9 protein-coding genes are annotated in these 14908 nt (G+C 38.0%); all 9 read left to right on the forward strand.

From position 1 onward, the window contains the following. Window positions 1-154 precede the first annotated feature (154 nt). The 9 genes from BUF13_RS00005 to BUF13_RS00045 all read left to right on the forward strand — a co-directional run bounded on the left by BUF13_RS00005 (window position 155) and on the right by BUF13_RS00045 (window position 14905). Entirely contained in the window at window positions 155-490 is a 336-nt protein-coding gene (locus BUF13_RS00005) for a hypothetical protein (protein ID WP_073569711.1), read from the forward strand. 394 nt (window positions 491-884) lie between these two features. Then, window positions 885-1442, forward strand: a complete 558-nt coding sequence (locus BUF13_RS00010; protein WP_073569712.1) for an RNA polymerase sigma factor — start codon at window positions 885-887, stop codon at window positions 1440-1442. Window positions 1443-1538: 96 nt separating this feature from the next. After that, window positions 1539-2741, forward strand: a complete 1203-nt coding sequence (locus tag BUF13_RS00015) for a FecR family protein (protein WP_073569713.1) — start codon at window positions 1539-1541, stop codon at window positions 2739-2741. Window positions 2742-2865: 124 nt separating this feature from the next. Beyond that, complete coding sequence (locus BUF13_RS00020) at window positions 2866-6510, forward strand: SusC/RagA family TonB-linked outer membrane protein (protein ID WP_166669798.1); 3645 nt, start codon at window positions 2866-2868, stop codon at window positions 6508-6510. 12 nt (window positions 6511-6522) lie between these two features. Then, a complete protein-coding gene (locus tag BUF13_RS00025) occupies window positions 6523-7956 on the forward strand; it encodes a RagB/SusD family nutrient uptake outer membrane protein (RefSeq protein WP_073569715.1) in 1434 nt (477 codons plus the stop codon). A gap of 49 nt (window positions 7957-8005) precedes the next feature. Beyond that, window positions 8006-9106 carry a hypothetical protein gene (locus BUF13_RS00030; RefSeq protein ID WP_073569716.1) on the forward strand — a complete coding sequence of 367 codons (1101 nt, stop codon included), beginning with the start codon at window positions 8006-8008 and terminating at the stop codon, window positions 9104-9106. A 21-nt stretch (window positions 9107-9127) separates the two neighbouring features. Beyond that, window positions 9128-10606, forward strand: coding sequence for a hypothetical protein (locus BUF13_RS00035; protein WP_073569717.1), 1479 nt, complete (start codon window positions 9128-9130; stop codon window positions 10604-10606). Between the two features lie 32 nt (window positions 10607-10638). After that, on the forward strand, window positions 10639-13386 hold the full coding sequence (locus BUF13_RS00040) for a M16 family metallopeptidase (protein WP_166669799.1): 2748 nt from the start codon (window positions 10639-10641) through the stop codon (window positions 13384-13386). Window positions 13387-13570: 184 nt separating this feature from the next. After that, window positions 13571-14905, forward strand: coding sequence for a thioredoxin family protein (locus BUF13_RS00045; protein ID WP_166669800.1), 1335 nt, complete (start codon window positions 13571-13573; stop codon window positions 14903-14905). Window positions 14906-14908: the final 3 nt, after the last annotated feature.

A 14908-nucleotide genomic window follows, 5' to 3' on the forward strand; every position in this document is an offset into this window, starting at 1 on the left:
CTGACCTGTACCGATGCGATGCATCAGCTGAACAGAAGAACAGAGCTCAGAGTAGGCAAATCTTCTTTCACCTACACAGGAAGACAGAAGAAGGTGGATGTATTATAAATCATTAGTAGACTTTTAAAAAAAGGTTTAGAGTTTTTAATCAAAAGTGAATAAGATTAAAATAAATAAACAAAGGAATAGGGCTGAATTGGTCTTAAAATTACCTGATTTTCAAATTTATAGAGTAAAGAACGGACTAAATGGTATTGAAGAAAGGATTACAAAAATTTATATGGAGGACCTAATTGATGAGTCAAGTCTAATGAACCTGAAAAATGCAGTAGGTTACCTTGAAATGAGCCTAGAGGATGAAGTTTTCTTAATTGCTAAGGTGAAAACAAAAAAGATTTCTTGTAATTATTTAAAGTTGATTATTGAAAAAAAATCAACTTCACAATACCATACAAATCAATTGAAGGTCATTTGCGAGTGGGTTAGCTAAAATTTAAAATAGTTCACTCAAAATATATCAACTAGGTTGATAAGATTTTTTTATTGTAATTGAAAGGGTTCCCAGATCGGGAGCCATTTTTTTTGATCTCTTGAAAAGGTAGAGAATGATTCAAAGATTCCAACATGGATTCAATATTCAGAAAAGAAATCCTGACTTATTTAGATTTTGGCTATTCTTATCCTAAGATTCATTCTTAAATTTGCATTCAGAAACTCAAGATTTTCAAGTGACTAGGATAGCTATGGAATTATTTTCTAGCGCCAATTCCTTTCACGGCAAAAATCTTTGGTTTTAATTTGAAAGGCTAAAACATAAATCTTCACCCATATTCCTAGAGTTAGCCTCTTTTGATCGAAGGATACCTTGATTGACAAAAGGTCTTATGAAAATATCCGGAAAAGACATTCAATATGATAGTAAAGCTTTCAACGAACTGTTTGAATGGCTTTTTCCATCTATGTGCATGTTGGCTTCACGGATCCTCAAAGACGAATCAAAAGGAAAGGATATAGCTCAAGAGGCATTTGTAAAATTATGGGAAAAGGACCAAAAGGAGTTTGCTGATGAAAATGCTCTGAAAGCTTACTTATATGTTTTGGTGAAAAATGCTTGTATCAGTCATATCAGATCTGAAAAAAAGATTCAAAAAACCTCCCTAGAAGAAGGGGAGTCTGTAGAAGATGATGGGTATTTAGAAGCTGTTTTGCGAGAGGAGACCTATGTGTTGCTTCACGAGGCAATCAAAAAATTATCTCCTCAAGCTGAGCAAGTTGTCCTTCTTGCATTGAAGGGAATGAAGAATCAGGAAATCGCGGGAGAATTAAATATTACACTCAATTCAGTAAAAACGGTAAAAAAAAGAGCTTATAAGGCAATGAGGGAAAGTCTTGGTGGTCAGTTTGTTATGATTCTGCTCACGGACTTTATCCACTTTTTTTAACAGAAAGGTAATTTATTTTTAACCTGGGTGTCACCCGCAACCCATATAGTCTGCGTCCTTACAATATACGAGCTCGTCAATATATTTTAGGGTCAAATGAAGGATATAAGAAATCAACTGAAATTTGCGGAGTTAATCGCTGGGAAGATTCTTGGTTCTTTGTCAAAAGAGCAGAAGAAAGTACTGAAGGAATGGGAGAGTGATGAGTCCAATAAAAAATTGGAAGATGATATCCTAAATGAAACCTCATTCAGTGAATGGGTTGAGCAAAGGGAGAAAGTGAAAACGGATCAAGAGTGGCAAGTTTTTCTTAAAAATATGCAAGAAAAATCCGCTCAAACTAAAGTCGTTTCCATTTCAATTTACAGAAGGATTGCAGCCGTTGCTGCGGTGATTTTAGTAGCTGTTGCACTTTATTTCTCTTATCAATCAATCAAATCAAATTCGGAAGGATCCTATCTATCTGCTTCTGAGGTGAATATTCAGCCTGGAACTCAGCATGCTGAATTGATTTTATCCGATGGACTTGTAGTGGATTTGGAAAGTCAACCTGCAGATATCAAACAAGGAAATATTTCCATAGCAAATACTCAAGGACTTTTGTCCTACAATGATGAGGAGGATGCGGAAGGTGTAGTAAGTGTGATGAATACTTTAAGAGTTCCTAGAGGTGCCGAGTATAAGTTGGAAATGTCTGATGGAACAGTCGTTTGGTTGAATTCCGAAACTGAATTGAGCTATTCTGTCCCTTTTACGGGTGACGAACGTCGAGTTTCCTTGATAGGAGAAGCATACTTTGATGTTGCACCAAATAAAGAAAAGCCTTTTATCATAAGCTCTGGAAATCAGGAAGTAAAAGTGCTTGGGACTGAATTTAACGTTTCTGCTTACCAAGAAGATGCTACGATCACAACCACTTTAGTAGAAGGGAAAGTGATGGTCCAGAGCTTTGAATCAGGAACAGTAGCTCAGGAAGAGAATTTGCTGCCAAACGAACAGTTGGTCTACCATAAAGTAGGAGGAGATGTGGTGAAAAAGACCGTTGACACTTATCCATTTGTTTCTTGGAAAGAAGGGAAGTTCTCTTTCAGAAATGAGCCTTTGGAAAAAATACTTCAAAAACTAAGTCGATGGTATGATGTTGAGGTGGAGTTTGTTGACAATTCTGATAAAGAAATGAAATTCTCTGGAGATCTACCTCGAGATATTAATATGTCCAGTATCCTAAAAATAATTGAAGCTGAAACTTCAATTAAAATCCAAACTGAGGACAACAAGAAGCTAGTCGTTTCCAAGTAAGATCAAATCACTTTTCGTGGTGGTCTGAAAGGAATTCTGTATAAAAAATTCGCCAACCTAATTAAGAAGTTTACCCTTTATTCATCGGCATCCCAGCTGACGGAATGAAATAATAATGTTCAAAATGAGGAAATCTATACCGCTAATAATAATCGTGCTGTTGGCTTTATCCACCTCAGTATTTGCACAAACGAAGAAAGTTAGTGTAAACGTGAAGGATTTAAGCTTTCCTGAATTTTTTGAAGAAATCAGAAAGCAGACAGATTACAGTTTTTTCTTTAACGATAAGAAAATAGCTGAATTGGATCGCATTACCATTTCAAAGTCAGATATAACGGTCAAAGAACTACTTACGATTGTGCTGAGACCTACTACAATGACATACAAAATGGTCGATGGTGTTATTGTAATAGTTGACCGGGAGCCTGTCAATCAAACTGTTTCAGTAAATGGAACAGTTATAGAAAAAGAGTCAGGTGATCCGCTTCCAGGAGTTAATATCAGAATAAAGGGAAGCGTTTTAGGAACAGTAACAGATTTGGATGGGAACTTTCATATCAACTTGCCAGGTACATTGGCAAGTGGAAGTACCCATCCAATTCTTGTTTTTTCCTTTATGGGTTATGCTGCCCAAGAGGTAGAAATCGATAGCCAGGAAAGGGTTTATGTTGCTTTGGAGTCAGAGTCCATGGATATAGATGAGTTTGTGGTGACAGGTTATCAGATCATTGATAAAACTGAATTGACCAGCTCCATCGCTTCAGTGACTGCCGAGGATTTGGATATCGTGCCTGCTATCACGGTGGATCGTATGCTTGAAGGAAAGGCTCCGGGCCTTATGGTAAATAATATCAGTTCCACTCCGGGAGCAGCAGCTAAAGTACGTGTAAGAGGGGGAAGTACTTTTACAGGAAATCAAAGCCCACTTTGGGTAGTGGATGGTATTATCTACAGTGATCCTGTTCCTTTGAGTGCAAGTGATATCAATAGCTTTGACAATGTCAATATCATTGGAAATGCTTTGACAGGAATCAATCCATCTGATATTGCAAAAATTGACATTTTGAAAGATGCATCCGCTACAGCAATCTATGGTACCCAAGCAGCAAATGGCGTGATTGTGATTACCACAAAGCGAGGTGAAAAAGGTGCTCCATCTCTGAATTATTCTGGTGGATATAGTTTTACACAAGCTCCTCATTACAGCAATTTCAATCTGATGAATTCTTTGGAGAGAATCGATGTCTCCAGAGAAATGTATGAAAGAAATTTGGGCTACTCTGGTTCCTATGAAAACGTAGATCGTCTCGGATATGAGGGGGCATTGATCAACTTGTGGGATGGTACTTATACTTACCAAGAGTTTCAGGATAGAGTAGGGTATTTGGAGACTTTGAATAGTGACTGGTTTGGTGAACTTTTTAGAAACTCTTTTAGCCAGAAACACTCAGTAAGTGCATCTGGGGGTAGTGAAAGTGCACGCTATTATTTCTCTCTAGGATATGATAATCAACAAGGTGCAGAGCAAAATGTCGGATTGAAGCGAATTACAGCCAGATCCAATTTGGATCTAGACCTTCGCGATAATGTGGTTTTGTCTTTCAGAATGAATGGTTCGGTTCAGGAAGGAAGTTATAATCATAGCTCTATAAACTCCTTTAATACTGCTTATTACACGAGTAGAACTGTTCCTATTTATGATGAAAATGGAGAATATTTCTACCAAAGTCAGGTAATTCTGGGATCCAATGATGATCAGATTTATGGCAGATACAATGTGCTCAATGAAATAGCCAATTCAGAGCAAAATATTACAAATAAGGACTTTTCCATTGTAGCATCATTAAGATGGGAGTTTTTGGAAAACTTCCGATTTACAAGTCAGGCGAGTTTTAGAAACACTACAAATTTGACTGAAGAATGGATCACTGAAGATGCATTCTACACAGCTAAGTTGAGATCTTATGATGCCTTTGAAGATTTGGTTCAAAGACAGGTAGATAACAATTCCATGGTGCCATTCGGGGGAGTTTACAACGGAGGAATGGTTAATCAAGATTACTACTCCATTACCAATCAGCTTAATTATAATAAATCCATCAACAATAGACATGTCATCAATGTCAATTTGGGTCAAGAAGCCCGCTCTACGAAATATTGGGGAGCTACCGGGTTTACAGTTCCGGGTTACAACCATTTCCAAGGTAGAGGCTTTGTAGCTTTACCTGCTCCTTCTTTCACAGTTGATGACAATAGCAATACTGTATTGAATTTCGCAGATTATAATTATGATGCGATGATCAATTGGTTGACTACAAGAGGAAATCTTAATGTCTATCCTAAAATTACTGACAGAACCATAAATAACCTTTCTGTATTCGGGATTTTCAATTACATCTACGACAATCGCTACATCTTTAATTTTAACTTAAGAAGCGACGGTTCGAATACCTTTGGTCAATACGAAAGATATAAATTCAAGCCTACATGGTCTGTTTCTACCCGTTGGAATATTCACAATGAAGCCTTCTGGAATCGAAATAATATCTTCGATGAATTGGCTTTCAGAGCTTCCTATGGTGTAAGAGGAACTATGCCAGGCTCGAGCCCATATTTGATCATTACCAATTATGGGAAGAATAATGCTACCTACTATCCTGAAAACACATCGTTTTTATCGGAGTTTCCAAATGCAAATCTTCGGTGGGAAAAGACTCAGACAACTGATTTTGGATTGAATTACAGTTTGTTGGGTGGAAGAATTAGTGGTGCATTTGATTACTCCTACTCTAGAAGTACTGACTTGCTTCAAGGCAGACCAGTTTCCTTGGTGAATGGTACTGCGGTGCAGATGTATAATTCTGGAAGTAAAGATGTCAGCAGCTATGAATTCATGGTTCAGACGATCAATGTGAAGAGAGGAAAGTTTGCTTGGAGTACCCATTTGAACTTCTCCTATGATCGCGATAGAGTATTGCAAGGTTTTGAGGATGGAGCTGAGCGTAACCTAACGATTTATAATTATTTGCAGGGTAATATTTACCGTGAAGGATTCCCTACCAACGGATTCTTTTCCTACCAATTTGACGGCTTGACTGAAGAAGGCCTTCCTACATTCAAACATTTGGATGAAGGAGATATGACTGCCGAAGAGCAATTGCAAGCTGCATTGACTTATGAGGGAAGCAGAGTGCCACTTTATTATGGTGGGTTTGGGACTCAATTCCGAATGGGCAATTTCAGATTGGCAGCCAATTTCACCTATAAGCTAGGGTACAAGACCAGATTGTTGAATTTGTTCAATGGAAATCAAAATCTTCCCTTGCCATATGAAAATATGCACAGTGATTTCAATGACAGATGGAGAAATCCTGGTGATGAGTTGACTACCGATATCCCTGCACTTACAAATCACAACATGGCTTTCAGTTCTAGTACAGCAGCTGATGGCTATAGCAGAATATATGTGAGCAATTATGGAACGGTAGTTCCAGAAGGAACGAATGCCTGGTGGATGTATGACTATAGCGATGCAAGAGTGGTGAAAGCTGACCATATCAGATTCCAGACTTTGACCTTGTCCTATAATGTACCAAACCATGTCATCAATAAAGCCGGAATTAGTAATCTAACTCTTGGTCTTCAGGGCAGTAACATCGCTGTTTGGTCCTTTGATAAGAGGTTGAATGGTCAAGATCCAGAGCAAGTTTCTGGTATAGGTTTACCAAGTGTGCCTAGCTATAGTTTCAGTATAAACATGGGATTCTAAAAGAAGAGAAAAATGAAAAAGTTATCATATATACTATTCCTTTTACCTTTTTTGAGCTGTAATGGCTTTTTGGATGAAGTGGACCAAGATAAATTGGTTCCCGAAAAAAATGACCATTTCTCCGCTTTGATGCTACAGGAGTTTAATGCTACCTATCCGATTTTTAGGTCCATTGATCATATGACTGACAATGTCGTTGAGGATCCAAGCGCTTTAACTTCCAGAAAGTTTGATTTGAAAACCACCTATACCTGGCAGCGAGAAATAGAGCTGGATGAGTACGGGAATCGTATCAACAACATCAATTATTCCTGGGAGAAAATGTACGAGGATATTGCCATCGCCAACTATGTCATTGAGCTGGTAGACGAGGCCATCGGTACCCAAGAAGAAAATGACTATACCAAGGGAGAAGCTTATTTCATCAGAGGTTTATCTTATTTCAACTTGTTGAATCTTTATGGGCAACCATTCAATCCCGGAACTGCTATTACGGATTTGGGAGTACCATTGAGAGATGATATTGGTGTAGAAGTCACATACCAAAGAAACACAGTTGCTGAAGGCTACGCCCATATAGAATCAGACTTGCTTTTGGCTAAAGAACTGATTGCTCAAAGTGGTGTTTCGAAAAGCATTTGGCACCCAACAGTTGCTGCAGTTGACTTGCTATTGTCTCGAGTGATGCTTTACCAGCAAAAATGGGATGAGGCGGTCTATTATGCATCTGAAGTGATCGACCAAGGAGTACTTTCCAAAGTAAGCGCAAACTCTCCTTTTGTTACTGCAGACAATCAAGAGATTCTTTATTCTTACTATACAACGTCTCCCATTTTCAATCTGTATTCCTCTGGAACGGATTTGACATCGGTTGCCTTCTTTGTCAACAAAGAATTGATCAATTCATACGACGATAAAGACCTGCGAAAATCTGCATTTTTCATCGCTGTGGATGACGGTACAGGGAAGTACAACTATAGGACTAAAAAATATCAGAGAGATCTTTATACAAGTTTGGGCTTTGCCAACCTAAGGGTAGCAGAAGCTTACCTAAATAGGGCTGAGGCTTATGCTAATCTAGGTCAGATTCAAAATTCAGTCTCAGATATTCAGACTCTTCATCGCACCCGATATACAGATATTTCGGAAGTGGTTTATCCCACTAGTGCTGATGAATTGATTTCCTTTTTGTTCGCTGAAAGAAGAAAAGAATTGTGCTTTGAGGATCATCACAGGTGGTTTGATCTGAGGAGAATGGAAACTCAACCAGAGATCAGCCACGTGTTTACGCTGATTGATGACAACAATGAAAAGTTGGGAACAGAGACTTTTACCCTGCTTCCAAATGATTACAACTATACTCTTCCTATTCCTTTGAAGGAAAGGCAAAACAATCCTTTGATCAGGAATAATGAGAGATATGAAAAAATCCCTGAAATCAACTAACAAGTAGGATTCCCAAGCAGGGATTATTGATGATTCAAAAGACTTTATCATGAAAAACACCATAACTATTTGCCTTGTCCTCATTTCACTTTTGGCAGTGAGCTGTGTTAGTGAGGATACTTTAACCCCTTCCTTGAAAGATGAGGATAGAATCGGTTCCCAGATCGATTTGTCAAATCCTGTAATCAGTCGTCTTTATGAAGACTTTGATATGGGCCTACTTTATGAGTATCAAGATACTTTGGATTTTGCTTACATAGCTTCATCAGATGCTGCCGCAGAGGTATGGGCAAGTGTGGAAATTCCAATGATCAAAACTCTCTTTGTAGGTGATGGAGAAGTATTGGGATCTGACACAGAATATAAAGCATACGTCGAAGAAGTGGTTACCATGTTAGATACTACGGTCTTAACTTATTTCGATCCCGCTAAAAAGATTGGTTCATTAATGCCCAAAAAGGTATTGTTAAGCAGCTCAATCTATTCTGTGGGTACTATCTCAGGTGATCCAGCTCTCATCTTGGTGGAATCTGATTCTCGTTTCTCTTCTTCACCAAGAAATAATCTCCGCACGATATTCAATAGACATGCTATTGTATTCAATGTCAATAAGGAAGATGCACAAAAAGATCTTGAGGAGTATAGTCTGGATAATTTCTATATCCTATTGAGTCGAATCATGGGGATGCATAATCTATATGATGAGATTCCAGAGGCATTCTACAATGGGAAATCTTCCTATTACAATCAGGAAATGGAAGCAATCTACCGTGAGGAAAATGGGATTGCAGATGAAAAGACGGTGTATGTAGTGGACAAGGATTGGTTCTACTCTAAAGGTTTTGTAGATGCTAATTATTTCTTCAGCAGAACGGGACTTAGAACATATTACCAATATTATGATGAGGATGGAAATCGTCTGCCATCTTACATCAAACATGAAAGAGCAATTTTGCCTAGTTATTCCTTCGTAGCTGACAGGGCTGTAGATGTCAGAAGCTATATCAATGAAATGATCCATAGAGACGAATCCGAGCTTTTGGCCTTTCCGGAAAACATCCAAGAAAACATGAGATTGTTGCTGGAGACATTTGATGAATGGGGAGTGAATTTGGTGGGAATCAACCCAGATCTGGCTGTATTTCAATAATAATTTTAAAAAGAGGAAACCATGAAGAATAATTTAATACTTACCATCCTGGCTCTTTTTACGGGAATGTTGATGTTCCAATCCTGTCAGCAAGAACCGACATTTCCAGATCCTGGGTTTGAAATAGGTGATCAAAGAGTAGAAGTAAGAAGAGATACAGCTGACTTCTATGACATTACTATGAAAATGGATGTGCCCAATAGGGTGAAAACCATAGAACTGATCAATGCTTCAGATTACCAGTTGGTAGAAGAGATAGTCGGATATTCAGGTCAGACAAAATTTGATATGATCTATCAGGTGGATTTGACTCCATTTGAAAAGGATACGGTTTTGAATTACATCATCAAAGTGATTGATCAAGATCAGCGTAGTTTCAACCAAGGAATCAGATTGGATGTCAAAGGATTTTCTTTTCCTGAAATAGAATTGGTTGGGGGTAAAAACATATCAGTAGCTGCTCCCGCATATATCGTAAAGGGTCTGGTTTCTACAGGATTAAATCCATTGAAATCAGTGAAGATCTTATTTGATGATCAGGAGCAATATTCTTTTTCTGCAGCGGAAAGCGATACAGTTTTGTATGAATTGTCCATCAAAGAAGTAGTCTTTTTGGGTGAGCTACTAGACGGAGTAGATTATAGCATCGACATCGTTATCGAAGATGAAGTTGGCCAGATTTCTACGACGACTTTGACCGTAAGGAAGAGTTCAGAAATCAAAAGACCATATAGAATTCACTATAATAATAGACTTGGGAATTTGAATAAAATCCCAATCGAATACAATGAAAATGGTCAAATCACCTCATTTGATTATGTATTCCCTAATGGTAGCTATAACCACGTAGAATTCACCTACAATGATCAAAATATGGTGGATACTATGAGTTATAAAAACATTGATACTCAAGGAGAATTTGATTCGGAAAGTTTCCTATACTTCAAATATCTAGAAGGGACTCAACTACTTGAAGAAATTCAATCTCAAGATTTTGATTACGATCAGGGTAATGTTTCAGAGGGAGAGCTAAAGATTGAGGCAAGTGATTTTGTTTACGATGAGGAAGGAAAATTGCTTTCCTATTACACAGATTCACAAGTTGAAAATGTGTATTTCAGCGATCCATTTGGCCTTGGAGAAAATGTGTTCGGTGAATATTGGCAAATCTCTTCCTACATGGGAAGCAATACGTTGAGGAGACAGCATAAAACCGAATATGATCCAGTTTTGATGCCAGTATTTATGGAAGGATTACCTCCTTATTTCATGGATAAGTCCATTGTTTTGAATCTTCAAGATGATTTATTTTCAAATAAATATGTCATGACTAGGACTGTGCCATCTGATCCTAATTATGCAAGTACTTATTTGAGAGAACCTTCCTACAGCTATGAAACGGATACTGATGGGAATATCACAAAGATTACAAAGATCTTTACATCAGGAGGTTACATTTACGAAGGAAAGATAGAAACCTATTATTTCTTCTACGAATAATTGAGACTCAATAGGTGCGCCTCTCTTTAATTTTGAATAAGAAAGTAACAAGAATACTATTCGTTCTTGGCTTTGTTTCTCAGTCAATTTTAGCGCAATCTCAGGCTGAACATACTGAGTCGGTAGTAGGTAAATTGGAAAATGGATTTACCTACTACCTATTACCTGAAGAGGCGCCAGGAAAAATTTCCGTTAGGGTTCTAGCAAATACCGGTTCTTATGTAGAATCACCTTTTGAGCGAGGATTTGCTCATCTTTTGGAACATATGATTTTCAAAGGAAGCAAGAGATATCCAGGAGAAAAGTCCATTGAGGCTTTAGAGCTGATGGGTTTGCGATTTGGAAAAGAATACAATGCGGCCACTAATAAGACCGAAACCAATTATTATTTCAATATTTCTTCAGAAAATCCTAAGGAGTTAAAGAAGCTTCTAATCTGGATTAGAGAATCGATGTTTGATCTCCAAATGGAGGTAATGTCCTTTGAAAAGGAGAAGAATGTAGTGATAGAAGAAATAGGAAAGGGGAAAGGAAGCGTAAACCCCTATCTAGTTGGGACACTTTTGGAAGGTCATAATGGTCTAGGTACGCCAGAGGAAGTTGCTTCAGCCCAATTTGAAGAACTGCAGAATTTTTACAACAAATTCTACACGACAAGCCAAATGGCATTGGTTATCCAAGGAAAGGTAGACCGTAGTTTAGTAAAGAAATACATCGAGCAGGTTTTTAATTCAGTGAGAAAAACAGGCTCAGCCCCCAAGAATAAATATCCTGATATTTCTAAGCAAACAGTTATTAGAGATGATTATCAGCCAAGCAGACCTGAGAAATTTCCTCTTTTAGCCATTGCATTCAAATCTCCTGAAATTGAATTGGGAGATTATCCTTCATTCCGAAGCAAACTTGTCCGAAGTGTTTTTTGCGAAATGTTGGAAAACAGACTGGTGAACAGTTCTGGATCGATAAATAGAAAATCTACTTTGAGTCATATGAATATGATTCCAGGTACATCTATGTTCAATCTTAGGCTTTATGGAGATCAAGATATAACCTATCGGGATTTACTGATTGAATTTACAAGGGTGATTAATCAGGCCAAAGAGTATGGATTTGCAACTCAAGAAGTTGAATTCTTTTTTAATCGACGCCTAAAAACTATCCTTGATCGAAAAGAGGAACCTTTAGCTTGGAAAGATGTAAAAGAAAGCTTTTTGGAAGAAACACCTATTGTTTCCAAAACTCAAGAACTCCAATGGATGGAACAACTCCAAAAAGAGCTTCCAGAAATTGATTTTGTAGAAATGCTTGACCAAATGATGGAACTAGAAAAGACCATCTTTTTTGATGGATCATCCGATGCATTTGATACAGAATTTACAGATGAATTCATTTTAGAAAAGCTCAGAGACAGTCAAGAATCTCTTAATAAGATATTTGAATTCGTTCCCCCTCAGCAGTCATTTGTAATCAAAAGTGAACTGGAGCCTATTTTCCCTAGAGTAGAGGAGAAGAAAGCTGCAAGAATCATCCACAGGATAGAATTGGGAGATGACCTATACCTTTTGAAATATGAGAATGGAGCTTCTGTTATCGTTTATAATTCAGGTTTTGCTCCATCAGAAATCAAGCTGTTGGGTAATGGTGGGCTAAATAGGCTTCCGCTTCAAGATCGTTCTGCATTTGCAGCTTCTATTGATTTGCTGGAAGATGGTTATGGCGAATACTCTTCAGAAGAAGTGAGCCAGATGGAGCGTTCTCTTGGTATTCGTAAAAAGACCGAAATCACAGATTTTGAGTTTGAATATTCAGTGAGTGGGAAGAAAGAATTCTTGAAGGAAATGATTCAGGTATTCGTGCTATCCATCACTGAGGGAGCATTTCCCGATTCGATTGATTTTAAAAGAAAATATACTTCTAAAAAGAAGAAAGAGTCGGTGAAGGATGAAGATTATGAGTCCTTTAAGGCTAGACTTGATGGTACTTCAATCAAAAAAGGAGAGTTGCCAGATTTTAGTCCGGAGCTACTCAAAAAGTTCTATGACTACCGTCAAGAACTTGTTCAAGACCTTTCAAATTCTGTTTTCTATTTAGGGGGAGATTTACCACCAAATGTGGATGATTTAATTTCTAGCTCCATTGGTAACCTTCCCCTTTATCACAATGAACATCTTATTTCCTCCGAGCAAACGGCTGATTTAAATTGGAATTCTATTGAGACGCCAAATGAGTTCGAGTTTGATTTCAACAGAGATTTGCCTCTAGTTGAACACTACTTCGGTCAGCCTGCCCAAAAGATGAGTTTCGATGATGAATTGGTCAATGAAGGGATTGCCGAATTTGGTTTTTCTCGAATCTATGAAATCATTAGACGGAAATATGGGTATATCTATGTGATGGGAACAACAAGTTTTGTTGAAAAATACCCGAAGCCATTTAATTCTTTGAGCTTCCGATTTATGGTGGATTCTGGCAATGTCCAGAATGCTACCAAAGCAATGCAAGAGGAAGTTTTAGTCCCTATGACTGAAGGAGATATTTCCACCAAGGATTTGAGAAAGATAAAAGGGATGCTGGGAAGTAAATATGTGTTGAATTTTTATGAGCCAGAACAAATTTCCAATGACTATCTGAAATGGTACTTGAGATATGGAAATGCATTCACAATCGATGAATTGAAAAAGCAAATCGATGGTATATCTAGGAGAGATGTTAGCCGGCAAATGAAGAGTTTGGTAAGGCCGGAATTTCAGATCAAAATTCTACGGTTACCTACCTCTTGATATTACCGAATTGTTAGGCTAGGCCCTGCTACTTAAACCGTTATTCATAAAAAAATAACGGTTTTTTTTCGGTCTTGTCACTCTACTTTCATAAACGGGCGTCTTACATACGGAAACAAGGTTGCTACTATTTTGGCAACTTTTCTAATCAAGCAATTTTGTATTTAAAACCTTGAAAATGATGATGAAAAAATCACTTGGAATAGGGCTTGTTTTGCTGACACTTTTTGCTGCAAAATCTTTGGCTCAGGGAGTAGATTTCCTTCCAATTAGCTATGAAGAGGCCTTGGAAAAGGCTCAAGCAGAAGATAAACTCCTCTTTGTGGATTTTTATACAGTTTGGTGTTCTCCATGCAAACAAATGGAAAAGAAGGTTTTTCCTGAGGCGGAAGTAGGAGAATTATACAACAAGGAATTCATCAATATCAAGTTGGATGCGGAGCGTGAAGGCAAAGTGGCTGCTGAGAAATTTGAAGTGAATAGTTATCCCACTTTCCTTTTTATCAACGGGGATGGGGAAATGATTTTCAAGGATTCAGGATCTCAACCAATTGCTTCCATGATTGCTATGGGTGAAAAAGCCAATATCCTTCGAACCAGCGATATGAATCTGGTCAGTCTGCAGAAGCTATACCCTGAGAAAAAAGACAATGAGCAGTTTTTGAGATTATACATCGATAAGATAATTGAATATGGCCAAGATCCACATGAAAGTATTGAGGCTTGGTTGTCTATTCAAAAGAGTATTGAGGAGGATGATGTGGATATGATGGAGTTTTTGATGGACCATCAGCAATACCTTTTGGTAGATGGAAAAGCAGAACAAATTCTGGAAGAGAACTTTGATGAGTTTATGAGTATTGCTACCAAAATGGAAGAAAAGACGCTCAGCAGAATGAAAAATGCCATTGTGAAAAACACGAAGGAGAAGGCCTTGGAGGATCAAAATCCTGAGTTGTATCTGGCTTTCATGAAAAACTGGGAAGAACTCCCAGAAAACTTCAAAAGGAATACTGGACCTCTTGATTTCAAAATGGAATATAACGCCATGGTAGGAAATGCCGAAGAGTTCAATAAGCTGGCAGTGACGTTTATGGATAGCCTTCAAAGTCTTAAGACTGTGGAGGAAATCAAAACCGAGGATGAGGCTTTTTATCAAAATTTCAAAGAGAAGTATCTGGAAAAGCCCAGCTTAATGGGAGAGATCATGTTGAAGAATTACGAGGAAGGAAGAACTGCCAGAAGCCGAGTAAGTGAGATCAGTCGTGTTGGTAGTGAATACCTGAGACTCAATGATGGTAAGAAGGAGTCCAAGCAATTGCAGAAATGGATTGATTACGGCTACGAACTTCTTCCTGATAGTTACCTGCTCCATGATCTTCAGGCTGAATTGTTTTACAAATTTGGTGACAAGGAAAAAGCCTTGGCTTATAAGGAGATGGCCATCAATAATTGGCCGGAAAAAGATAAAATATTGAGTACGAAGCAAGATGAACTTGCCAAAATGAAGCAGGACTAAACT

Origin of the sequence: Algoriphagus zhangzhouensis (assembly GCF_900148515.1) — a bacterium.
GTDB classification, from domain to species: Bacteria; Bacteroidota; Bacteroidia; order Cytophagales; family Cyclobacteriaceae; genus Algoriphagus; species Algoriphagus zhangzhouensis.